The sequence below is a fragment of the Planktotalea frisia genome, assembly GCF_001890925.1.
Lineage (GTDB): Bacteria > Pseudomonadota > Alphaproteobacteria > Rhodobacterales > Rhodobacteraceae > Planktotalea > Planktotalea frisia.
Window position 1 is genome coordinate 1 of sequence record NZ_MLCB01000178.1, and the last position, 22173, is coordinate 22173.

Sequence of the window (22173 nt, forward strand, 5' to 3'; positions counted from 1 at the left end):
GTCTTCAAGGTTGGATACATCTTAGCACGCTGTCCAGTTTTGCCGGACCACTTCACAAAGCTCATGAGCAGCGCGCATCTTTTTGAAGATTTTTCCCAAGGCAATAAGCTCGATCGTTCGCGTGTCAAATCGCAAGATGATGCTTTAGAAGGTTACGAATCTGGTTATCAAGCCGGTTGGGATGACGCCATAAAGGCACATCAAGATGCTCAGACACACCTTAGTTCGACACTAAGCCAAAACTTAGAGCAAATTGAGTTCACTTTAATCGAAGCTCAAACACAGCTGTTGAGCACAATAAAACCGGTCCTAGAAGAAATCATGAAAACGCTACTGCCGGGTCTGCTTAGCGAAGGTTTGCGCGCACTTGTGGTCGAAGAGATTGAAACCCTCTTAAAAACAAATGTCGCCAAAGATATATCACTCGTGGTTTCCGAACAGGACGAAATGACGGTCGCTGCATTTTTAAACTCTTCGCGCAATTTGTCTGACATTTCCTTAGTCGCCAAAGAAACCTTAACCGAAGGGCAAGCATATGTGTCTTGTGCAACGCTTCAACGAAAAATCGATGTCACCCAAGCGATCTCTGACATCCAGAGCCGAGTCGATAGTTTCCTAAATCAACCAGAACTGGAGCAAACAGTTGCCAGATGAGACACCTAAATCAAAAACCACGCCGTTCAGCAATGTCCCGGTCGAGATTACAGTTTCAGTGGGTCGCGCAAGACCAAGCATTCGAGATCTTTTAGACCTTACTGAAAATTCAGTCCTTACTTTAGACAAGACTGTGGATGCACCTGTTGATCTTTTTATCGGCGACCGTCTCGTTGGCCGCGGCCAGTTGGAAGAAGCCGAAGAAGAGGCACCAGAAATGTTAGCAGTTCGCATCACAGAGATTGTTGAGCCAGATATGGGTACTTTGTGAACCGCTCATTTACCCTTTTCGTTTTAATCGTACTCGTTTCAGTGCCACAAAGTGTTTTGGCACAATCACTCACTGACGGATTATTGCAAAACGGATTGCTCTTGCAAAGTAGTTTGCAACTCATACTCTTGATCACCGTATTAAGCCTTGCGCCCGGTATCTTGATAATGATCACTTGTTTTCCGTTTATGATCACCGTCTTATCGATTTTACGTCAAGGTATCGGCCTACAACAATCCCCGCCAAATATGATGTTAGTAAGCCTCGCGCTCTTCCTAACCCTATTTGTAATGGAACCCGTTTTCACCGTTGCCTGGACCAAAGGGATCGCTCCATATGGTGATGGCGCCATCGATTTTGAAACAGCATTCGGTGAAACAATGAATCCGTTTCGAGAATTCATGCAGCAACGTGTTAACCCTGATACCCTCGCTGCATTGGCAGACTTACGACCAGAGCTGTCGAGCGCTGAACCTGGATCAACACAACAACTTTCGTTGCTTGTTCCAAGCTTTATGCTCTCAGAAATTGCGCGTGCATTTCAGGTAGGATTTTTGTTGTTCCTACCTTTTCTCATCATCGATCTTGTCGTCGCCGCAATACTGATGTCCATGGGTATGATGATGGTGCCACCAGAGATTGTATCACTCCCGTTCAAACTCGCATTTTTCGTTGTCGCGGATGGCTGGACACTTATCGCAAGTGGATTGGTGCAAAGCTATTTTTAGCGTCAAACCCACTTGGCAAGCGGTGGCAAACTCATCAAAACCGCGTTTGCATCATGGCCTGTCTCCAGCCCAAATTTCGTGCCGCGGTCGTAGACCAAATTATATTCGGCATAAAGTCCACGATGCACCAATTGCGCATCTTTTTCGGCATCACCCCAAGATTCGACACGGCGCTTTTCAACAAGAGGTTGGTACGCAGGCAAAAATGCGCGCCCAATGTCTTGGGTTAGTTTGAAGTCAGCGTCCCAATCCCCTGTACATTTGTCATCCATAAAGATGCCACCAACACCGCGCGCACGACCGCGATGTGGGATGTAGAAATACTCATCCGCCCAAGCTTTGAGCTTTGGGTAATGCTCTTGGCCGTGTGGGTCCAAGAATTCTTGCTGGGTTTTATGAAAATGCGCTGTGTCTTCTTCATATTCAAGACAGGGATTCAAATCCGATCCCCCGCCAAACCACCAAGCATGCGGTGTCCAAAACATCCGCGTGTTCATATGAACCGCTGGGCAATGTGGGTTTTGCATGTGAGCGACCAATGAAATTCCCGAAGCCCAGAAACGAGGATCCTCGGCCATACCTTCTATCCCTTTTCGAGCCGCCATTGCCGACTGAGCCCGAGGCGCGAGGGTCCCAAATACCGTTGAAATATTCACTCCAACTTTTTCGAAAACGCGACCGCCACGCATGACGCTCATCTCACCGCCACCTGCATCACTGCCGTCATCCGACTGGCGCTTGGTATTTGTAACTTCAAAGTTGCCAGGAGCATTTTCGCTCATCGGACCGCTGTCGTGATTGTCTTCAAGCATCTGAAAAGTCGATACAATGTTATCGCGCAAAGTCTTAAACCATTGTGCGGCTTGAGCCTTTTCAGCCTGCATTTCAGTCGTCATTTCAGCGTACTCCTTGCCGCACTGTACCGATTTCAATTAATGGGCTGGCGAGCAAACGGGGTCAAGCAAAGTTCGACCGCCGTCAACGGATAACACTTGCCCCGTCACAAAACCGGATCCATCCGACGCAAGAAATTGCACGGCCTCTGCCAATTCATGCGGTGCCGCAATTCTGCCAAGCGGTGTATTTTCTTCAATATCTCCGCGAAAATCACTATTTTCTCTCAGAGTTTCCTGCAAGCTAGCGCTCATCACTGATCCAAAAGCAACTGCGTTAACTCTGATACGTTCGGATGCAAGCGAGACAGCCATTGAGCGCGTCAATTGTTCCAAGGCTGCAGTAGAAACCGAATAGGCGAGCAATTCAGGCCGCGCCAGCCGCGACGAAACAGATGAAAGATTGATAATCGATCCAACGGGCCCTTCATCGCGACCCCGCGCCTGTTTAATCATGCGGCGCGCGACAAGTTGGGACAAACGATAGCTGGTGATCAAGTTTTGTTGAAGTAGCGTATCCATCGATTTGTCATCCGCATCAAGCGGTGACGTCGTCAACATTTGACGAGACCCGTTCACTAAAATATCAATAGAATCAAATGCATCGATGGTTCCGGACAACAAATTCGCGAGCGTTAGCTTCTCGCGTAAGTCGCCAGAAAAATAACGCACATTGCTGTCTTCGGATAATTCGCCCACTTCATCCGCTAGGCGTGCATCATCCATATCTGCAAACATTACATTCGCACCTTGATCCGCAAAATGGCGCGCAATCGCGAGCCCAATCCCATTGGCAGCCCCCGTCACAATTGCGGTTTTTCCATCGATCGAAAAAGACATCTGCACTCCTTGGGCCATGTACGAATGGGCCAGTACCCATTGTTAATTTCAAAGTATCTTGTTGCGTCCGCGCTTGGCGCAAAAGATCTTAAACCGCGTTGTCCGCGCCATAACCTCTACATCAACAAAACTTTGTTCCAGTGCAGGCTCGTAAGGCAAGTGCGCATTTGCAACCATGTATAAAACACCACCTGGCCTCAAGGCTCGCGCTGCTGTGTTAATAAAACTTATACCAAGACTTGGTTCTGCAGAACGGCCCGTGTGAAACGGCGGGTTCATAAGGATCGCATCCAACAGTTTTGGAGCACGCCATGTCAACGCGTTCGCCCAATGGAAAGACGCTCGCGGATCCGTCACGTTTTGCCGCGCGCAATCAAGTGCAGTGGCGTTGTCCTCGATCAGATGCATCGTTTTGATCTTGGGGTTCTCGGCCAAAACGCATGCAGACAAGTAGCCCCAGCCAGATCCAATATCCGCAATTTCACCAGACAACTCATTCGGTATAGTCTCGATCAAGAAAGCCGATGCGAGATCAACGCTATCAGCTGAAAACACCCCAGGTGCTGTCAGAAAACCGTCTTTGTTTACACTTGGTCCTAAGGTAATTTGGAAATTCTGCGCATCTTCCGCGCGAAACCAAATCGTCTTGCCGTGACCTTTGGAATAACTTGCAATGTCGGTAACGCTACGCGCTATTTCCTTTGCAATGCTTTCAATACCGTCTGTTTTTTGCCCATCCACAATAATCCAACCTTGGGGCGCAGATTGAATGGCCATACTGATAAGTTGCCAAGCCTCTGCCTTTGCTCTGGGGATAAAGACGACAGCATTGGCTGTTTCCACATCAAGCTTTCGTTTGATTTCGATACCCGCGGCTGACAACATTTTGGAAGTAACAAAGCTATCACTCACGGCACGAATGTTTGCGAAGTCCAAACCGCGCAATCGCTCGAGCTCGATTTGACCGAAAACCGCAACTTCATCGTTCAATGGCGGCAAAATATCTGCGCTGCGCGCAAGTTCGAGACGCGCGTGTTTCATGATGCTCTTATTCTTTTTCCATCGTGCACTGCAAAGGATGCTGATGGCGGCGCGCAAAATCCATCACTTGACCGACTTTGGTTTCCGCAATCTCGTGACTAAAGACGCCGACCACTGCCACGCCCTTTTTATGAACCGTCAACATGATTTCAAACGACTGCGCATGCGTCAGGCCGAAAAAGCGCTCGAGAATAAGTACAACGAATTCCATTGGCGTATAGTCGTCGTTCAGCAAAAGCACTTTGTATAGCGGCGGTTTTCGGGTCTTAGGACGCGTTTCGATAACGACGCCCGTATCAGAGTCGTTGTCGGAATTCCCGGAAGCGGTGATCGGCTGAAAGGTCATAATCGTACACAATCTCGTATCAAGCAGTTGGTGCTCTCTATATAACCTCAAACTCCCGTTAGAAAAGAGGGGAGCGACGCGATACTCGATCAAATCAAGTTTCATTACCTTGAACACGGGTGCGCGCAGATTGAGTCGTGTGACACATTCCTGACACAATGGCTTGTCTTGGGGTGGTACCAAGATAAACCGCAAGATGTTGCGATTTCATTAACGAAAAAACCGATAAATTCCTTTGTTTTGGATGCTTTATTAATCGAAAATTATATGCTAACCATTAGGTATAAAAATATAAGCCAGTCGAAAAATCGGCGGCACTGAGGCAGAAAAAGGCAGAAATCGTGAAGGTACGGCACACATCGCCGGCCCGTATTGGGCTATTGGTCATCTCACTTCTTTGGCTTGTTGTTGCGCTCCCGTTGAGCGTGTCGGCAGCTCCGTATGCGGCGTATGTTATGGACGCACGCACAGGTGAAGTTTTGCACACACGCAACGCCGACACACGGCTCCATCCAGCGTCTCTCACCAAGATGATGACGCTTTATGTTGCCTTCCAAGCTATTGAGAACGGGGAAATTTCCTTGGATACAGTAGTTAAAATCTCCTCGAAAGCAGCGGCAGAGCAACCCTCAAAACTCGGACTCCGCTCTGGCCAGCGTATCAAATTCCGCTATCTCATTCGCGCAGCGGCGGTGAAATCGGCGAACGACGCAGCCACAGCGATCGGCGAAACGCTAGAAGGCTCAGAAGCAGCATTTGCGCGCCGCATGACTCGCACAGCGAAGTCGTTGGGCATGTCGAAAACAACTTTCAAGAACGCTCATGGGCTTACTGAACAAGGGCACCTTTCAACCGCCAGCGATATGTCAAAGCTCGGGCGTCACCTGCTTTACGACTATCCTGACTATTACAATCTGTTCTCGCGCATCTCAACGGATGCCGGCATGAAAACAGTCCCCAACACGAACCGCCGTTTGCTCAGCAATTACAAAGGCGCGGACGGCATCAAGACGGGCTACACCCGTGCGGCTGGCTTCAATCTTGTGGCCTCCGCAGAGCGTGGTCAGGAACGAATTATTGCGACTGTTTTTGGTGGTCGCAGCACTGCAACTCGCAATGCTCGCGTGGCAGAATTACTAGACATGGGCTTCAAGCGCGCGCCTTCACGGGTTGCACTTCGCAAGCCCGCCAAGCCAGCCTATGGCGGCTCTCGCGCAACGGCCAAAACCATTCGGGTTGTGCGTGCTGTCAAGAAAAGCTTGCGGCCTAAGGCCCGTGGATTGCGCCCAGAAACAGCGCCGGTTCTTGTGTCTTTGAAAGATGACGTGCGTCAAGCGCTAGTTGAAGCACAAGTGAACAGCGCCGCAAACGCGCAAGTCGCCGCTGTTGCGCCTTCTTCGACCGCCGCAGTCACCCGTTCGATCAAGCCAGCGGCGCGTCCTAAAGCGCTTTTGCTGGCATCGTTGACGCAACCCAAGCCAGAGCCCCGAAGCGCCCCCAAGCAAGAGGTTTTGACACGTGTTTCGACTTCTGGCGGGCGCCATTGGGGCATCAATATCGGACGCTATCCAAATCGATATCGCGCTGAACGTGTATTGCTAAAGACCGCTCTTGCCGAGATGAGCGCACTCGACGGTGCGCGCCGTTCCGTCACTGAACGCAAGTCCGGATATGATGCGAATTTTGTGGGTATGACACGTGACAGCGCCGACCTTGCCTGTCGTCGGCTTGCCGCGCGCAATGTGCAGTGTTTCATGGTTGGTCCAAGCTCTTAAACCTGTGCGCGAAGCCACTTGGTAAACGCTTTCAACGACGCGCGCTGCACACCTGTGCGGGTCACGATGTAATACCCGAAGTCTTCATCGTCCTCGAAAAGCTTCACCAAGCGCCCACTCTCGATGTCGCCTTGTACCCAAATACCCGCTGTAACAGTGATCCCCTGCCCCATGCGCGCAGCATCCAAGGTCAGATTGCCCGGCAGGACAGTGACCCCCCCTTGCCCCGCATCGCAGACCCCATGTTTTGCGAGCCACAAAGAGCTCTCTGAGGTGCCTACTTCTTGCAAGAGCGGAAAGCGCGCGAGATCAGCCGGAGAGGTCGGACAGTCATCACAAATGAACGACGGCGCGGCGACGGCAAAGCGCCGTGTTGTGACCAAAAGCAAGGCCTCAACACCGTTCCAGCCACCCTGCCCAAAACGGATTGCGACATCTGGTCCGTTTGGCCCGAACTCGCTTATGCTTGGGTTCGCGTCAATCACCACATCAATTTGGGGATGCTTCGCCCGAAAATCCGCAAGGCGCGGCACCAGCCAATTCGCTGCAAAACTTGGTGTTGTCGAAACGATCAACGGACGTTCAGCATCTTTTGTGGTGAGCCTTTGTACCTCATTTCCGATCGCTTCAAACCCGCGTTTCAATTCAGCAGCAAGCGCGAGACCGTCATCGGTTAATTGCGCCTGACGGCCCGAACGATCCAGCAAAGCGACATTCAGATGGGTTTCCAGGTTTCGGATTTGCTGGCTGATCGCGGCATGAGACACGCTCAAGGCGTCGCCTGCCTTTTGGAGCGAGCCAAAACTCGCGTAAGCTTCAAACGCTCGCAAAGCAGAGAGAGGCGGCATGGATCGCCAATTCATATGTAACCCTACCTTACATATCAAAATTCTTCCTGACTCGCACTAGGCCATAAATAAAGGAATAGTCAAAGCACAGAATGAAAGAAGGATAAGACAATGTTGAATATACTTGCCGACAGCTTCGTCCGTGCCACTTATCAAAACCGTCACACAAAACCACGTTGGGATATGCCCGCTCACTGGCGCGAACCGCATCATTATGCACCCAAAGTCCCCTCAAAGGAGCAGCGTCATGATTGATCCAATTGTTTTCCTTGCGCCGCAAATTGCAAAGCATTGTGGTCAAGGCACCTGCCGCGTCGGTCCCGCATACTGCTGTAAAACGTTTCGCTTCCGTCGATAAAACGAGCGCCCAAAGCCTGTGTTTTGGGCGCGATCAAGCGTCTGTGCGATGGTCCAAAGCGGCACTCAAAAGAGCGCGGGTATATGGATGTTGAGGGGCGTTAAACAGCGTTTCACTCTCACCCATCTCGACGATATCGCCCTGTTTCATCACAAGAACCTTATGCGACATCGCGCGAACGACGTTCAGATCGTGACTAATAAAGAGGTAAGCAAGCCCGTATTTCTTTTGCAAACCACGCAAAAGCTCAACGATTTGAACCTGTACCGTCATATCCAGCGCGCTTGTGGGCTCATCCAGAACGACCAACTTGGGCCGTAAAATCATCGCGCGCGCGATTGCGATACGTTGACGTTGGCCACCAGAAAATTCATGGGGATAGCGATGCATTGTCTCGGGATCGAGGCCAACTTCGCTCATGATTTCAGCCACCATATCGCGCGGTGACTTCACGCCGTCAGTTCCGTGCACCCCCAAGCCTTCGGCAATAATTTGTTCTGCCGTCATACGAGGGGACAGCGAGCCAAAGGGATCCTGAAACACAATTTGCATATCTTTGCGCGCGGCACGAAGCTGGCGTGTAGACCAATCGCGGGTATCGCTTCCTTCAAAATTGATCGCGCCTTGAGAGGCGATCAACCGCATAATCGCAAGCGCGAGCGTTGTCTTGCCCGACCCACTTTCACCAACAATTCCAAGAGTTTCGCCAGAACGAACGGACAGCGTCGCCTCATTCACAGCTTTGACATGGCCAATCGTACGTCGCAACACACCTTGCTGAATCGGGAACCATATTTTCAGCTTATCGGTACTCACGATTTCTGTTGCCCCACTGGGAACGGGATCGGGTGTACCAACCGAGTGCGCGCTCAAAAGCGTCTTGGTGTATTCATGTTTAGGGTTCTGAAAAACATCCTCTGTCGGGCCAGCTTCAACGATTTCACCCGCCTTCATGACACAAACTTTATCAGCGATGCTGCGTACGATTCCCAGATCATGGGTGATGAACAACAAACCCATGTTTTCAGTTTTCTTCAGGCCCGCCAACAGCTCTAGAATCTGCGCTTGAATGGTCACATCAAGCGCCGTCGTCGGCTCATCCGCGATTAAAAGGTCGGGGCCATTTGCCAACGCCATCGCAATCATCACACGCTGGCGTTGCCCACCAGAAAGCTGATGCGGATAAGAATTCAAACGACTTTCAGGGTCGCGAATACCAACCTTTTCCATCAATTCGATGATGCGCCCACGCGCAGCATCACCAACGACACCTTGATGCAGCGCCAGCGATTCACCCAGCTGTTTTTCCAGCGTATGCAATGGGTTAAGCGACGTCATCGGCTCTTGAAAGATAAAACTAATGTCGTTGCCGCGCACTTTGCGCAGAAGCTTCTCGTCCGCGCCGACCATTTCTTGGCCATCATATGTGATGGACCCACCTGTGACCGCGCTAGAGCCCAAAAGCGCGACAGAACTCAGCGCCGTCACTGATTTACCCGAACCACTTTCGCCGACCAGCGCAACCGTTTCGCCGCGCTCCACAGTGAAGCTCACACCCTTCACAGCATGGCTCAATGTGCCGTCTTGCTGAAAAGCAACGGTAAGGTCTTTGACCGTTAACAAAGCACTCATGAGAAAGTCTTTCTGGGATCAAACGCGTCACGCACGCCCTCAAAGATGAACACGAGGAGCGAAAGCATGACAGCAAACACGGTAAACGCTGTAAAGGCGAGCCAAGGCGCTTGAAGGTTTTGCTTCGCTTGCAATGTCATCTCTCCCAAAGACGGTGAGGACGATGGCAAGCCGAAACCGAGGAAGTCGAGACCCGCGAGCGAGCTGATCGTCCCAGTAACAATAAACGGCAGCATCGTGACGGTCGCAACCATCGCGTTTGGCAGCATGTGGCGGAACATAATGACTGTGTTACTGACGCCGAGCGCCTTCGCCGCGCGCACGTACTCGAGGTTGCGTGCACGCAAGAATTCCGCGCGCACGACACCGACAAGCGCCATCCAGCCAAAGAGAACCATGAGAAAGACCAAAAGCCAAAAACTGCGGCCCAAAATCGCGAACATGATGATGATGATGTAGAGCGAGGGAACCGCGCTCCAGACCTCGATAACGCGCTGGAAGATAAGATCCACCCAACCGCCAAAGTAGCCCTGCAAAGCACCCGCAGCGATACCGATAACACTGGCGAGCGAAGTAACGATCAAGGTGAACAAGATCGACAATCGGAAGCCATAGATCACGCGCGCAAGAACATCGCGTTTGGTGTCATCGGTGCCAAGCAGGTTTTCCCCATTCGGCGCAAGCGGCGCTGCACCTGAACGGTCTACGGTCGTGTCGTAAGCGTATGGAATAACGGGCCAAAGCAGCCAGCCTTTTTGGAAACCTTCTGCCTCGAACGTACCAGCGTCGATCGAGTCGATCACACCTTCGGGATCGTCCCAACAGTCTTCCATGCCACCCGAAGTAATCAAACACTTCACTTCGATATCGCGATAAACGGCTTCGGTTTCAAAGTCGCCACCAAAAGCCGTTTCAGGATAGAACTTGAACACTGGCATGCTCAGTTCGCCGCGATAGCTAACCATGATCGGCTTATCGTTGGCGATGAATTCCGCGAAAAGGCTGAGGCCAAAGAGCACAGAGAAAATGATCAGCGACCAAAGTGCCCGGCGGTTGCGTTTGAAGTTGCGCCAGCGACGTTGATTGAGAGGGGAAAGTGCCATCTGGACTAGCCCTCCCGCTTTTCAAAGTCGATGCGCGGATCAACAAGCACATACATCAGATCAGACAGAATACTGACGATCAGACCAATGAGGCCAAAGATAAACAGCGTTCCAAAGATCACAGGATAATCGCGCGCGACAGCCGCCTCAAAACCAAGACGCCCAAGGCCATCAAGCGAGAAGATCGTCTCGATTATCAGCGAACCGCTAAAGAAGACGGATATGAAAACAGCGGGGAAACCTGCAATCACAATCAGCATCGCATTGCGAAACACGTGACCATAAAGGACTTTGCTTTCGCTCAAACCCTTAGCGCGCGCGGTCATCACATAGTGCTTTTTGATCTCATCAAGGAAGCTATTCTTGGTCAACAAGGTCAGTGTCGCAAAGGCGGAAATCGTGGACGCAAGCACAGGCAAAGTGATGTGCCACAGGTAGTCCCCCATTTTCCCAAGCAGGCTAAGGTCTTCGAAGTTCTCGGATGTGAGCCCCCTAAGCGGGAATATTTGATAGTAAGATCCACCCGCGAACAGCACGAGCAAAAGGATCGCAAACAAAAATCCAGGAATCGCATAGGCGACAATAATCATCGCAGAGGTCCATGTGTCGAAACTGGTCCCATCATGCACCGCCTTGCGAATGCCTAGCGGGATAGACACCAGATAGGCAATAATCGTGGACCAAAGTCCCAACGTGATCGACACCGGCATCTTTTCCAGAACCAGATCCACAACGCTGATAGATCGGAAATAACTCTCGCCGAAATCAAGGCGCATGTAGTTCCAGAGCATGTTGAAAAACCGCTCTAGCGGCGGTTTATCAAAGCCGAATTCCTTTTCTAGCTCTTCGATAAATTCTTTGGGCAACCCGCGCGCACCGACATAATCACTGTCCGAGCCAAAGGTTTCCTCGGCGACATCGTTGCCACCACCAGAGAACCCCTCAAACACATCACCGCCGCCCTGCATTTGAGCCAAGACCTGCTCAACAGGGCCGCCAGGGACGAACTGGACCAGCGTGAAATTGACGATCATAATGCCCAGAAGGGTCGGAATAATCAGCAACAGCCGTCGAAGAATATAAGCGCCCAAAGCGGTTTACCTCAAAGCGCCAGAAGCTTTAAGCGCTTCATGCTTCTCTTTGTTATACCACCAGAAATCAAGCGCACCGAGCGCAAAAGGCGGTAGATTTTCGGGGTGTTCATACATGTCATAGGACGCGATCCAATGCTCGCCCACATAGCCAGAATGGATCTGAATACGCAGGTAACGCAACACGCGATCCAGTGCCATCAAGGCGGCCTCTTCCTCTTCGCGTGAATTTGTTTCAAGCGACCCATCAATGATCGCATCCACCAGCGGGCTTTGCAGGGACTGCGGATTGTAAGACGACACAACAGCCGTTTCAGAGCCATACGCCTGTTTCAGACCTGTTCCCGCAGCCAAGAACGGCTGATTGCGGAAATACATCATGTCCCAATCTTTGTCGTAGTAGCGCGAAGCATATTGTGCAGAATCGATTTTCTCTGCCGAGGCACTGATACCCCATTTGTTCAGCGTCTGAACATACGTCGTGATGATCGCCTCAACCGTATCGCCCGTACTGGACGAAAGCATGATTTTGAACTCAACAAGCTTGCCGTCAGCATCACGGAACCTACCGTCATCACCAACGCTCCAACCGACATCCTTCAGAAGTTTCAGAGCCTTACGCTGATTGCGACGGTCAGAAACAGTATCCCCGTTAGAGGTATGCGCCATGACGGCTTCGCCGTTCATTACTTCTTCAGGAACCAAATCACCAAGGCTCTCTAGGAAGGCTTTCTCAAGTCCCGTCGGCACGCCATTGGCCTGCAAGGAAGAGTTTTCGACGAAGGAATGACGTTGTTTTGTTAGACCAAACTGGAGCGAGCTTGCGACCCACTCGAAATTATACGCCAGACTCAACGCTTCGCGTACGCGCAAGTCGTCAAAAGGTGCGCGCAACAGATTAAAGACGAACCCAGACGGGGTAGGTGGATTGCCGTTTGGCAGTCGCTCAAGCTTTACGTGTCCCTTTTCAACCGCGGGGAAATCATAACCCGTCGCCCACTGCTTTGTGCTCGCTTCTTGGCGGAAGGTATATTCGCCCGCTTTGAACGCCTCGAACTCGGCGGTTTGATCGCCAAAGTACTCGACGCGCACGCGGTCAAAGTTGTGACGGCCAGCGTTCACCGGCAGGTGCCAACCCCAATAATCGGGGTTACGCTTGTAAACAATGTAGCGATTTATTTCGAAATCATCGACCACGTAAGGGCCAGATCCGAGCTGCGTTAGCAAGGACGGCTCATCCAAGCGCTCGCCTGTTTCTTCATACCAAGCCTTTGAAAAGACAGGGGAACCACCAACTTGCGAGATCAGCGAGCGGCGTGAAATACCGTCAACAAACTCGGCACGCAGTGTTAGATCGTCCACCGCCTCAACAAGTTTGATGCGTTGTTTGACGGAACGAGCGTAGCTACGGATCCCTTGCTCCATGAACAAATCATGGGTGAACACCGCGTCCTGTGCGGTCAATTGAGTGCCATCAGAAAACTTGGCTTCGGGACGGATATGAAAAACGCACCACTCTTTTGACTTTGGGTATTCGACCGCTTCGGCCAAGTGGCAATACGCATCTGTGATCGAATCCGCAGGAACGGCCGCGTCAAAGGGCGCGCGCGAGAACATCGCCTCTGCAATCAGGCCCGAATATTGCCCCGGACGACCTTTGCTTGCGTAGCGGTTCATCCCGTCAAACGTGCCGCGTGTAGACAGAGAAATCTCACCGCCTTTAGGCGCATCAGGGTTCACATAATCGAAGTGCGTGAAATCTGGCGGATACTGCAAATCACCAAAGAAGGAATAGCCATGACTTCTGATGATCTCATCAGAGCTGCTTTGCGCAATCGCCGCGTTTGGTAGGCTCAAGGCCATGCCGACGCCTCCTGCGGCCATGCCCAGCATAACATCGCGGCGTTTCAAGGTTATCTCGTTCTTTGGAAATTTATCCGTCATCGAAGTCTCCCAATAGCTGTCATGCGCTTGCGTATAACTGTTGTAACATAGCTAATGCGCTGCGCAGGTCACATTCAAGCGTTGAATATTGAACTGCTTGTGAACTGAGCGTGTGCTGGGCTGAAATCAAGCTTTTAGGCAAAGAAAAAGCCGCTCAAGCACTGGGCTGAGCGGCTTTTCGTAAACTCTGACGCGATTGCGCTTTACTTGATTGTCTCAAGATAAGCGATCAGGTTCGCACGATCCGTGTCTTTCTTTAAGCCCGAAAAGCTCATCTTGGTGCCCTGCACGTAGCCTTTTGGGTTCTCCAAGAATGCGTTTAGCTCATCGTAGCCCCAAACACCTTCCATGGACGCCAATGTGGCCGAATACCCAAATCCGTCGATCGAGCCTTTGTCGCGGTTCACAGTGTTGAACAGGTGTGGACCTGTGCCGTTTGCACCGTCCTCCAGCTTGTGACATGCGCGGCATTTGCCAAAGACTTTTTCGCCTTTGCCAATATCAGCAGCTGCAATCAACTCTGCGAAATCAACTTCTTCGACTTCTTCCACTTCACCAGCGTCTTCGATTTCGATCACGTAGCCAGCAAGATGCTCACCATCACCATGACCACCGCCAGTGTGAAACAGTTCTTCAGCAGCCCAGCTGCCCAAGAGGAAAACCAACAAAGATCCGCAAAGCGCACCGAGAATTTTGGTAAGGGTCATCGTGTCAAACATAAGGCTCGTTCCAATGTATATCGTTGCGCGGGTATCTATGACTTTAAAGAGGTTAAGGCAAGGTGTAGAACCCGCGACGAAACGCCCGAGTTTGGCAGATTTTAGAGGAATCGCAGCAATGAGTAAAAAGATCGCATTTCAGGGCGAACTCGGAGCCTACTCACACGAGGCCTGCGCAGCTAATTTCCCAAACCACGAGCCGCTTGCTTGCCGCACGTTTGAAGATGTTATCAATGCCGTTAACAACAAAGATGCAGAGCTTGCGATGCTTCCTGTTGAAAACTCGACCTACGGGCGTGTCGCGGATATTCATCGTTTGCTCCCAAGCTCTGATTTGCATATTGTGGATGAAGCGTTCACCCGTGTGCGCATCAGTTTGATGGCGATGCCTGGCGCGACCTTAAAGGACATTAAGAAAGTGCGCGCGCATATGGTGCTCCTGCCACAAGCCGCTGCTTTCTTGACTGAAAATAAGATCAAAGCAGAAGCGGCCGCCGATAGCGCAGGGGCCGCTGCCGAGTTGAAAGAAAGCGGCGATATGACCAGTGGCGTTCTGGCCAGTGAAATAGCCGCGCAGATCTATGGGCTAGATGTGCTCGCCAGCAACGTCGAGGATCACGGTCACAACACAACACGTTTCTTGGTGATGTCACGCGATGGCGATCTAAGCACGCGCGGCGAAACGGGCATGATGACCAGCTTCATCTTTCGTGTGCGCAACCTGCCTGCGGCGCTTTACAAAGCGATGGGTGGCTTTGCGACGAATGGCGTGAACATGACCAAGCTTGAGAGCTACATGGTTGGCGGGCATTTCACGGCAACGCAGTTCTATGCAGACATTGAAGGCCATCCAGAGGACGAAAACGTCAAGCGCGCCTTGGATGAGCTTGGCTATTTCACCAGTGAAATCACAATCCTTGGCACCTACCCACGTGCCAAAGAACGCGATTCATAGAGGTGCTTGCGCTTTCACGTTCGATTTGTGCTGCCGCTCGATGATGCGTGCGAAATCAGAAGCTTTGATGCGATAGCGTTTGTCCAACCGCGACTTTCCAAGGCGCATGGTTTGAATCATCAAACGACCTGACAAGCTCTTGGGTTTCAACTCTACAGAAAGTGTTGCGCGCGTGCGGCTTTTGGAAAGCGACATCAGTTCGAGCGTTGCAATCGCATTCAGATCAGAACTTTGAACGTCCATCTCGTAGCCGTCGTTAGGATCATAAGCGATCAGCTCAGCCGACACTTTTCGCGCCTTGCCACGAAACTTGAAACCCGCGTCCCAAGACATGCCAACGCCTTTGCTTTTCAGCGAATCGGTACGTCGTACTTGCCCGCCTCGACGAAGCGCCGAGCGTTCGAACTGATCAAAGTCCACGAAGAGCGCGAAAGCGTCTTCGATCGGCGCTTCGATATCTTCTTTTGTTGAGAATTTCATAGACCTGCTCGCAATTTTTATTCGATTTTTTTTAAGTTTTATAGCGCAAGAGTATTAATCAAGTCTATCGCTCAGCCATCTCTCTAAAATAAAATGTGCGATAGCACCTTTGCGTGCGGGTAAAATCTTGGGGTTTTCGCCTGCAAAAGCCAACATCATGTCTTCACGGCTCACCCATATCGCATCCTCAATCTCAACAGGATCAATGGTGATGCCCGTATTCAACGCCTCTCCACGGCAGCCAAACATAAGTGAATTGGGGAAGGGCCAAGGCTGGCTCGCGAGGTAATCCACATGACCCACTTTGATTCCCGATTCCTCAAACACTTCGCGCCGCACCGCGGCTTCCAGCGTTTCGCCCGGTTCAACAAAACCAGCCAGCAGCGAGTACATGCCTTCCGGCCACCCCGGTGAACGCCCCATAAGAACAGAGTTTCCATGGGTGATCAGCATGATCACAACAGGGTCCGTGCGCGGGAAATGTTTGCCATCACATGTTGCGCAATCACGTTGCCAACCTGCCATGGCCATTTCACTTTTTGCACCGCATTTGGAACAAAACTGGTGACTTTCATGCCAAGAATAAAGCGCACGCGCACTTACAGCGAGTTCTGCATCGCGCGGCGTGAAGCGGGTCATATTCGCACGCAACTCTGCGAAAACATCTGTCTCAGGAAACTCGGGATGCTGCTGCTCGGTCGGGTCAAGGAATGTGTTCATCAGGCTCGGATCAACCCCTTCGGGTTCCCAATCCGAGATATCATGCGCAAAAGTTGGGCCGTGATCCTCTAGGCCCAGAAAAACGGACTGTTCAGCACGCGGCGCGAGCAAAGAATGGCTCATCGGTAAACGCGCAAGAACATCCCAATCACCGCGTCGGATCAGCGGCTTACCTCGCCAGAACACAATCGCTTTCGCATTTGGGTCCGCGCGCATCTTGGCCAATTCATTCACATCACCACGCAAGTGCGCCGCGCGTTCTAACCCTGAACCACCGAATGTGACGGCCTCTGCATTCTTCATACCCTACCCCTATATATTTTTGCGCAAGCTAGCGGCGAAACTCACTTGGGTTCAAGCCTTGCATTGCAATGTCGGTGCTCGTATATCACGTCTCGAGGGGTTGGCGCGGGCAAGTGCCTCGCCAACCTGGTCAGATCCGGAAGGAAGCAGCCACAACGAGCCCCACTTGGGTCGATGTCCAACCTCTCACCTACTACCCCTTATTTTGCAATAATCCTGTGACCGCCCAGCGCAGTTGCGCATCGGTTTCCACGGCGCAAGGACGTACTTTGCGCAGACGCAAAAGCGCATCGACAGCATCCTCGCCCGACTCAACCATCAAGCGTAGCGCGAGCATACCAGAACGCCCGCATCCCCCTTTGCAATGGATCAACACCCGACCGCGCCCGCTGAGGGCTTTCAAAATGACCGCGCTTTTTTCTGGCCATGCGCGCATAAAAACTTCGTCCGGCGTGCCATAATCCGTGATCGGCAAATGCAACCAACGCGCCCCGCTTTCAGGAATATCCTTGCCCAACGCTTCGACACCTGCATCCGCATGCTCGCCTTTGGTCGTGGCAGAGATTACAATAGACGGCTTCCAATCGCGAATAAAATCAAGGTCATCCTTATAGCCGCCCATCAGACCGGGCATCTGAGAAATCGCAAGCGATCCCCCTCCAACCCCAAGCGCATGGATGACCAGATCCGTCATGCGTTACAGCCTACGCACGCTAAATGTATCGCAGGTATTGATTGCGCCACTCTTGAACCCTTTGGCAAACCAACTGGCGCGCTGTGCACTGGTGCCATGGGTAAATGTATGTGGTTGCGGCACGCGCCCTGCACGCTTTTGCAGATGGTCATCCCCAATCATCCGCGCTGCGTTTAGTGCTTCTTCGATATCGCCGGGCTCCAAAAGCCCCTTGACCGAACGCGCCCAAACACCGCTAAGACAATCAGCCTGAAGCTCTAAACGTACAGTCAAAGCGTTCGCCTCTGTCTGGTTGGAGCGCTGCCGCGCTTGATGGACCTGGCCCAAAATCCCGAGTTCATTCTGCACATGATGGGCCACTTCATGCGCAATCACATAAGCCGCTGCAAAATCACCACGTGCACCTAGCTGGCTGGAAAGCGTCGCGAAAAATGCTGTATCGAGATACGCCTTTTTATCCGCAGGGCAGTAAAACGGCCCTGTTGCCCCTGATGCACCACCACAAGGGCTTTGCGTGACATCGGCATAAAGCACCAAGGTTGGCGTGGTATAATCACGCCCAACTTGCTGCGGGAAAATCTGTCCCCACACTTGCTCTGTCGTTGCCAAGACTTGTGATGAAAACTCTGCTGCGCGCTCGTCTTGTGCTGAAACCTGTCGCGTTTGCGTCTGTTGCGGCGCACCCCCTTGCTGCAACAAAGGCGTCACATCAATGCCCGCGAAATAGCCAATCGCCAAAACCAATAGCAGTCCAACGCCCCCAATCGGAGCCGCTTTGCCACCACTGCGCGCACCTGAGCGACGACGATCTTCAATATTCTGGCTTCCTCGCCGTCCACGCAACCGCATGCACATTCTCCTAAAAATAACTGCGCTTTTCATCCAAGCTATCTCGCGTCACACTATGCACATGAACAGTGATACGAATGCAAGCGAGAGCGAAACTCGCACCAAATGGGCCGAAGATCGAACAATCTTGGCAAATGAGCGCACCTATTCTTCCTGGATGGGAACTGGCCTTGCCTGTGTCGGCGTCGCGATTGGACTTAAAGCAATCTTCGGCGCGTTCGATCCGACTTGGGTCGCAAAGCTCGTGGCCTCGCTGTTTTTGGGTATCGCAATCATGATCTATTGGATGGCACGACGCCAAGCGTGCAAAACCCTTAACCGTCTTAGCGAGAACGACGCTGAAGCCTTGCCAACGCGCGATTTCACGAAACTCTCTGTTGCAATGACAATCGCGACCGTTGGAACGGGCATCGTCCTTTGGTTGCTATAGACCCCGTAGGCCGCGCGGATTACTGTCACCAAGCACACGAATCCGGAAAGCCGCAATGACCGACGAGCCAAACACAGCCTACCGCGTCCTCGCACGAAAATATCGCCCTGAAACCTTTGCCGATCTTGTCGGCCAAGAAGCGATGGTGCGCACGCTCAAGAACGCGTTTGAAGCAGACCGTATCGCGCAAGCGTTTGTGATGACGGGTATTCGCGGCACGGGCAAAACGACCACTGCACGGATCATCGCCAAAGGCATCAACTGCGTTGGCCCCGACGGCACTGGCGGCCCGACGACAGAACCTTGCGGTGTGTGCGAAAACTGTGTGGCGATCATGGAAGGGCGTCATGTCGATGTCATGGAAATGGACGCTGCATCGCGCACAGGTGTTGGCGACATTCGCGAAATCATCGAGAGCGTACATTACCGTGCCGCCTCCGCACGCTACAAGATTTATATCATCGACGAAGTGCACATGCTCTCCACCTCTGCCTTCAATGCCTTGTTGAAGACGCTGGAAGAGCCGCCCGCGCACGTCAAATTCATCTTTGCCACCACTGAGATTCGCAAAGTTCCCGTAACAGTTCTGTCCCGTTGCCAGCGCTTCGATCTGCGCCGGATCGAGCCCGAAGACATGATTGGCATGCTCAAACGCATCGCTGCTGGCGAAAACGCAGAGATTGCCGAGGATGCATTGGCCCTGATCACCCGCGCCGCCGAAGGCTCTGCGCGCGATGCGACCTCTCTGCTGGACCAAGCGATCAGCCATGGCGCTGGCGAAACAACGGTTGAGCAAGTGCGCGCGATGTTGGGCCTTGCGGATCGTGGGCGTGTTCTCGACCTCTACGCGATGATCATGCGCGGTGATGCGGCGGCGGCTTTGACCGAACTTGGTGCCCAGTACGCGGCGGGCGCAGACCCCATGGCAGTCCTGCGCGATCTGGCGGAAATCACCCACTGGATCAGCGTCGTCAAGATCACTCCCGACGCGGCGGATGATCCGACAGTCAGCCCTGATGAACGCTCGCGCGGTCTGCAAATGGCCAGCGATCTGCCTATGCGCGCGATGACGCGGATGTGGCAAATGCTGCTCAAAGCGCTGGACGAAGTCGCCAGCGCGCCGAATTCAATGATGGCCGCTGAAATGGCGATCATTCGCCTCACGCATGTGGCTGAACTTCCCAGCCCGGAAGAGTTGATCCGCAAACTTCAAGACTCGCCCCCTCCTCCCCCTTCTGGTGGCGGCGGTGGAAATGGTGGCGGGATGATCGCGGGCGCGACCACTGTGGCCAATGCGCAGGCACGTATAACGACATCCGGCGGTGCTTCGGGCGGTGCAGCTACGGCCCAGCAACTTGATGCAGACGCGTTAGAGCGTTTCCCAACCTTCGATCATGTTGTCGAACTTATTCGCGCCAATCGCGATGTGAAATTGCTGGTAGACGTGGAAGGCGGCATTCGGCTCGCCAATTACCAACCCGGCCGCATTGAATTTGTCACCCATCCAAAAGCACCCAATGATCTCGCCCAGCGCCTGGGTCAAAAACTGCAACTGTGGACAGGCAACCGCTGGGCCGTCACGCTTGTGAACGAAGGTGGCCGCGAAACCATCGCCGAAAAACGCGATGCGGCAGATATCGCTATCAAGGCCGAGGCCGCCGAACATCCACTGCTCAAAGCCGTCTTCGAGGCCTTCCCAAGCGCGCGCATCATCGACATCAAAACCCCCGCAGAAATTGCGCAAGAGGCCATGGTCGAAGCGCTCCCCGAAGTTGAAGACGAATGGGACCCTTTCGAGGAGGACTAAACCCTGCACATTCTCGAAACAGACGCGCTTTTTGGCTACGCCTGCGCTGTTTTGCGTCCCGCGTGGGACGGCGAGAAAGTGACAGGTCTGCACGAAGCGTTGACGCTTTCCATGACAACGCCCAGCTTGATCCTTGGCTACAGCATCCTCATTGCGCTTGCGCTTCGCAAACTTTGGTTCAGTGTCTTGATCTGTATGCTTTGGGGGGCTTGGGCGCTTCACCTCCTCTTGGACCAAATCGGGAATGAACCGCTCATCACCGCGCAAAAGATCGGCTGTATTGGCTCAACCGTCCCTTATATACTCATCGGTTCAGCACTCTGCACGGCGATGCTTTGCATCATTTTCATTTACAGACGTCCCTAAACCCTCCTTGCCCCAACGCACCCAGCCCCTTATCTAGGTCCAAAGCTTTTACAGGAGAACACAGATGTTCAAAGGACTAGGCCAGCTCGGCGATATGGCGGGTATGATGAAAAAAGCCAAAGAAATGCAGGACCAGATGGGTCAGCTGCAAGAAGACTTGGCCAGCATGACCGTTGTTGGCGAAAGCGGTGCAGGTCTCGTAAAAGCGACCGCCACCGCCAAGGGCGAACTGATTGGCCTCGACATCGACCCGTCCATCTTCAATGGCGATGAAAAAGAAATCGTCGAGGACCTTATCCTCGCGGCGATCAAAGAAGCGCAACAAAAGGCGTCGGAAAAATCAGCGTCTGAGATGGGCAAACTGACCGAAGGTCTCGGCCTACCCGCAGATATGAAACTACCGTTCTAAATTCGTGCAAACGCGCCCTTCATCTTTCCAGATAAACTTCCGCCGGAGGCTTCTGCAGCTGGCAAAAAGGACGGGCGGATGAGTAGCACAAAAGACATTGATACACTGATAGAATTGATGGCCAAGCTCCCGGGGCTTGGCCCTCGCTCTGCGCGACGTGCTGTGCTGCATCTGATCCGCAAGCGCGCGCTCCTTCTCGCCCCACTCGCTGATAGTATGCAAACCGTTGCTGCCACCGCACGCGAATGTCTCAACTGTGGTAATGTCGGCACCTCGGACATCTGCGATATTTGCGAGAGCGAGAAACGCGCTAACGGTATTTTATGCGTTGTCGAAGACGTCTCCGACCTTTGGGCAATGGAGCGCGCGAATGTCTTCAAAGGGCGCTACCACGTCTTAGGCGGCACGCTCTCTGCGCTCGATGCCATTGGCCCCGAAGAACTGCGCATCCCACGCCTGATTGACCGCGTCACCAGCGAACACATTACTGAAGTCATCCTCGCACTAAACGCCACCATTGATGGCCAAACGACCGCCCACTACATCGCAGACCTCTTAGAAAACCGCGTGACGTTGACGTCTCTCGCACAGGGTGTCCCCATCGGCGGTGAATTGGATTATTTAGACGATGGCACAATTACCGCTGCTATGAACGCGCGTAAGCCTATCTAAAAATACGCTTTGGCTCTTACAGGCCTCAAATTTCCAATGAAACATCGCCTTAATCTCATTTGTTCATAGTAGGTCGTGCGATATCGAGATTTATGAACGACAAATATCACATTGATTAATTTCCGAAAAAAGTTTCTTCTTGTTCTCGAGTATTGGGCTGCAAGCAGTATTTTGGGTTTCAGCTTTTACTGAGCTATGACTGAATCTGGTGTTTGGGCGGTTTGAAGGTTGGCGGCGTATCTGGT

Annotated in this window: 24 protein-coding genes and 1 other RNA gene; 11 read left to right on the plus strand and 14 right to left on the minus strand. The window is 52.4% G+C overall.

Annotated features, from left to right (window positions below; translation table 11 throughout):
* The 3 genes from PFRI_RS16380 to fliP all read left to right on the plus strand — a co-directional run.
* A partial coding sequence (locus tag PFRI_RS16380; protein WP_072631781.1) for a FliH/SctL family protein occupies positions 1-654 on the plus strand: 654 nt, incomplete at its 5' end.
* Positions 644-925: a FliM/FliN family flagellar motor switch protein gene (locus PFRI_RS16385; RefSeq protein ID WP_072631782.1), complete on the plus strand. Its 282-nt coding sequence runs from the start codon at positions 644-646 to the stop codon at positions 923-925. The genes PFRI_RS16380 and PFRI_RS16385, both read left to right, overlap by 11 nt.
* Positions 922-1653 carry a flagellar type III secretion system pore protein FliP gene (fliP, locus tag PFRI_RS16390; RefSeq protein WP_072631783.1) on the plus strand — a complete coding sequence of 244 codons (732 nt, stop codon included), beginning with the start codon at positions 922-924 and terminating at the stop codon, positions 1651-1653. Before PFRI_RS16385 ends, fliP begins: the two co-directional genes overlap by 4 nt.
* A 2-nt stretch (positions 1654-1655) precedes the next feature.
* On the opposite strand, the gene hemF is transcribed toward fliP, so the two are convergent.
* The 4 genes from hemF to clpS are packed head-to-tail and all read right to left on the minus strand — an operon-like array spanning position 1656 to position 4773.
* Entirely contained in the window at positions 1656-2549 is an 894-nt protein-coding gene (gene hemF / locus PFRI_RS16395; RefSeq protein ID WP_072631784.1) for an oxygen-dependent coproporphyrinogen oxidase, read from the minus strand.
* Positions 2550-2585: 36 nt separating this feature from the next.
* On the minus strand, positions 2586-3386 hold the full coding sequence (locus tag PFRI_RS16400) for an SDR family NAD(P)-dependent oxidoreductase (RefSeq protein ID WP_072631785.1): 801 nt from the start codon (positions 3384-3386) through the stop codon (positions 2586-2588).
* A gap of 48 nt (positions 3387-3434) precedes the next feature.
* Positions 3435-4427, minus strand: coding sequence for a class I SAM-dependent methyltransferase (locus tag PFRI_RS16405; RefSeq protein WP_072631786.1), 993 nt, complete (start codon positions 4425-4427; stop codon positions 3435-3437).
* A gap of 7 nt (positions 4428-4434) precedes the next feature.
* Positions 4435-4773 carry an ATP-dependent Clp protease adapter ClpS gene (gene clpS, locus PFRI_RS16410; protein WP_072631787.1) on the minus strand — a complete coding sequence of 113 codons (339 nt, stop codon included), beginning with the start codon at positions 4771-4773 and terminating at the stop codon, positions 4435-4437.
* 341 nt (positions 4774-5114) lie between these two features.
* On the opposite strand from clpS, the gene PFRI_RS16415 reads away from it, so the two are divergent.
* Positions 5115-6548, plus strand: coding sequence for a D-alanyl-D-alanine carboxypeptidase family protein (locus PFRI_RS16415; RefSeq protein ID WP_072631788.1), 1434 nt, complete (start codon positions 5115-5117; stop codon positions 6546-6548).
* Here PFRI_RS16415 and PFRI_RS16420 read toward each other — a convergent pair.
* From PFRI_RS16420 to PFRI_RS16445, 6 genes are all read right to left on the minus strand, one after another.
* Positions 6545-7411, minus strand: coding sequence for a LysR substrate-binding domain-containing protein (locus PFRI_RS16420; RefSeq protein WP_072631789.1), 867 nt, complete (start codon positions 7409-7411; stop codon positions 6545-6547). The two genes, PFRI_RS16415 and PFRI_RS16420, sit on opposite strands and share 4 nt — an antisense overlap.
* 376 nt (positions 7412-7787) lie before the next feature.
* Positions 7788-9386 (minus strand): ABC transporter ATP-binding protein, encoded by a 1599-nt coding sequence (locus PFRI_RS16425; protein ID WP_072631790.1) that lies wholly within the window; start codon positions 9384-9386, stop codon positions 7788-7790.
* On the minus strand, positions 9383-10489 hold the full coding sequence (locus PFRI_RS16430) for an ABC transporter permease (protein WP_072631791.1): 1107 nt from the start codon (positions 10487-10489) through the stop codon (positions 9383-9385). Before PFRI_RS16430 ends, PFRI_RS16425 begins: the two co-directional genes overlap by 4 nt.
* A 5-nt stretch (positions 10490-10494) precedes the next feature.
* Positions 10495-11580, minus strand: a complete 1086-nt coding sequence (locus tag PFRI_RS16435; protein WP_072631792.1) for a microcin C ABC transporter permease YejB — start codon at positions 11578-11580, stop codon at positions 10495-10497.
* A gap of 6 nt (positions 11581-11586) precedes the next feature.
* Positions 11587-13524, minus strand: coding sequence for an extracellular solute-binding protein (locus tag PFRI_RS16440; protein WP_111445560.1), 1938 nt, complete (start codon positions 13522-13524; stop codon positions 11587-11589).
* A 203-nt stretch (positions 13525-13727) separates the two neighbouring features.
* Entirely contained in the window at positions 13728-14243 is a 516-nt protein-coding gene (locus PFRI_RS16445) for a c-type cytochrome (protein WP_072631793.1), read from the minus strand.
* 118 nt (positions 14244-14361) lie between these two features.
* Here PFRI_RS16445 and PFRI_RS16450 point away from each other — a divergent pair, with 118 nt between their 5' ends.
* Positions 14362-15198, plus strand: coding sequence for a prephenate dehydratase (locus PFRI_RS16450; RefSeq protein WP_072631794.1), 837 nt, complete (start codon positions 14362-14364; stop codon positions 15196-15198).
* Here PFRI_RS16450 and PFRI_RS16455 read toward each other — a convergent pair.
* Together PFRI_RS16455 and nudC are read right to left on the minus strand one after the other, a co-directional pair.
* Positions 15193-15678 (minus strand): SRPBCC family protein, encoded by a 486-nt coding sequence (locus tag PFRI_RS16455; RefSeq protein ID WP_072631795.1) that lies wholly within the window; start codon positions 15676-15678, stop codon positions 15193-15195. The two genes, PFRI_RS16450 and PFRI_RS16455, sit on opposite strands and share 6 nt — an antisense overlap.
* A gap of 54 nt (positions 15679-15732) precedes the next feature.
* Positions 15733-16701 (minus strand): NAD(+) diphosphatase, encoded by a 969-nt coding sequence (nudC, locus tag PFRI_RS16460; RefSeq protein ID WP_072631796.1) that lies wholly within the window; start codon positions 16699-16701, stop codon positions 15733-15735.
* Between the two features lie 93 nt (positions 16702-16794).
* On the opposite strand from nudC, the gene ffs reads away from it, so the two are divergent.
* Positions 16795-16893: signal recognition particle sRNA small type (ffs, locus tag PFRI_RS16465), an RNA gene on the plus strand.
* A gap of 1 nt (position 16894) precedes the next feature.
* Here the strand turns inward: ffs and PFRI_RS16470 are convergent.
* Together PFRI_RS16470 and ypfJ are read right to left on the minus strand one after the other, a co-directional pair.
* The gene (locus PFRI_RS16470) at positions 16895-17395 is read right to left on the minus strand and encodes a protein-tyrosine phosphatase family protein (protein ID WP_072631797.1); all 501 of its coding nucleotides are present in this window, start codon (positions 17393-17395) and stop codon (positions 16895-16897) included.
* 3 nt (positions 17396-17398) lie between these two features.
* On the minus strand, positions 17399-18244 hold the full coding sequence (gene ypfJ, locus PFRI_RS16475; protein ID WP_072631798.1) for a KPN_02809 family neutral zinc metallopeptidase: 846 nt from the start codon (positions 18242-18244) through the stop codon (positions 17399-17401).
* 61 nt (positions 18245-18305) lie between these two features.
* Between ypfJ and PFRI_RS16480 the strand changes: the two genes are divergently transcribed.
* The 5 genes from PFRI_RS16480 (at position 18306) to recR (ending at position 21928) form a co-directional block, all read left to right on the plus strand.
* A complete protein-coding gene (locus PFRI_RS16480; RefSeq protein ID WP_072631804.1) occupies positions 18306-18674 on the plus strand; it encodes a YidH family protein in 369 nt (122 codons plus the stop codon).
* A gap of 55 nt (positions 18675-18729) precedes the next feature.
* Positions 18730-20481, plus strand: a complete 1752-nt coding sequence (locus PFRI_RS16485) for a DNA polymerase III subunit gamma/tau (RefSeq protein ID WP_072631799.1) — start codon at positions 18730-18732, stop codon at positions 20479-20481.
* A gap of 78 nt (positions 20482-20559) precedes the next feature.
* Positions 20560-20847 (plus strand): hypothetical protein, encoded by a 288-nt coding sequence (locus tag PFRI_RS16490; protein ID WP_139292136.1) that lies wholly within the window; start codon positions 20560-20562, stop codon positions 20845-20847.
* 64 nt (positions 20848-20911) lie between these two features.
* Complete coding sequence (locus PFRI_RS16495; RefSeq protein ID WP_072631801.1) at positions 20912-21256, plus strand: YbaB/EbfC family nucleoid-associated protein; 345 nt, start codon at positions 20912-20914, stop codon at positions 21254-21256.
* 78 nt (positions 21257-21334) lie between these two features.
* Positions 21335-21928, plus strand: a complete 594-nt coding sequence (gene recR / locus PFRI_RS16500) for a recombination mediator RecR (RefSeq protein WP_072631802.1) — start codon at positions 21335-21337, stop codon at positions 21926-21928.
* Positions 21929-22173 lie beyond the last annotated feature (245 nt).

Bases quoted from the DNA above. Each gene is read 5' to 3' on its own strand.
- PFRI_RS16420 (WP_072631789.1), bottom strand. From the start codon at position 7,411: ATGAATTGGCGATCCATGCCGCCTCTCTCTGCTTTGCGAGCGTTTGAA.
- PFRI_RS16445 (WP_072631793.1), bottom strand. From the start codon at position 14,243: ATGTTTGACACGATGACCCTTACCAAAATTCTCGGTGCGCTTTGCGGA.
- PFRI_RS16440 (WP_111445560.1), bottom strand. From the start codon at position 13,524: ATGACGGATAAATTTCCAAAGAACGAGATAACCTTGAAACGCCGCGAT.
- PFRI_RS16400 (WP_072631785.1), bottom strand. From the start codon at position 3,386: ATGTCTTTTTCGATCGATGGAAAAACCGCAATTGTGACGGGGGCTGCC.
- clpS (WP_072631787.1), bottom strand. From the start codon at position 4,773: ATGACCTTTCAGCCGATCACCGCTTCCGGGAATTCCGACAACGACTCT.
- PFRI_RS16470 (WP_072631797.1), bottom strand. From the start codon at position 17,395: ATGACGGATCTGGTCATCCATGCGCTTGGGGTTGGAGGGGGATCGCTT.
- PFRI_RS16485 (WP_072631799.1), top strand. From the start codon at position 18,730: ATGACCGACGAGCCAAACACAGCCTACCGCGTCCTCGCACGAAAATAT.
- nudC (WP_072631796.1), bottom strand. From the start codon at position 16,701: ATGAAGAATGCAGAGGCCGTCACATTCGGTGGTTCAGGGTTAGAACGC.
- PFRI_RS16450 (WP_072631794.1), top strand. From the start codon at position 14,362: ATGAGTAAAAAGATCGCATTTCAGGGCGAACTCGGAGCCTACTCACAC.
- ypfJ (WP_072631798.1), bottom strand. From the start codon at position 18,244: ATGCGGTTGCGTGGACGGCGAGGAAGCCAGAATATTGAAGATCGTCGT.
- recR (WP_072631802.1), top strand. From the start codon at position 21,335: ATGAGTAGCACAAAAGACATTGATACACTGATAGAATTGATGGCCAAG.
- hemF (WP_072631784.1), bottom strand. From the start codon at position 2,549: ATGACGACTGAAATGCAGGCTGAAAAGGCTCAAGCCGCACAATGGTTT.
- PFRI_RS16455 (WP_072631795.1), bottom strand. From the start codon at position 15,678: ATGAAATTCTCAACAAAAGAAGATATCGAAGCGCCGATCGAAGACGCT.
- PFRI_RS16425 (WP_072631790.1), bottom strand. From the start codon at position 9,386: ATGAGTGCTTTGTTAACGGTCAAAGACCTTACCGTTGCTTTTCAGCAA.
- PFRI_RS16480 (WP_072631804.1), top strand. From the start codon at position 18,306: ATGAACAGTGATACGAATGCAAGCGAGAGCGAAACTCGCACCAAATGG.
- PFRI_RS16495 (WP_072631801.1), top strand. From the start codon at position 20,912: ATGTTCAAAGGACTAGGCCAGCTCGGCGATATGGCGGGTATGATGAAA.
- PFRI_RS16430 (WP_072631791.1), bottom strand. From the start codon at position 10,489: ATGGCACTTTCCCCTCTCAATCAACGTCGCTGGCGCAACTTCAAACGC.
- PFRI_RS16405 (WP_072631786.1), bottom strand. From the start codon at position 4,427: ATGAAACACGCGCGTCTCGAACTTGCGCGCAGCGCAGATATTTTGCCG.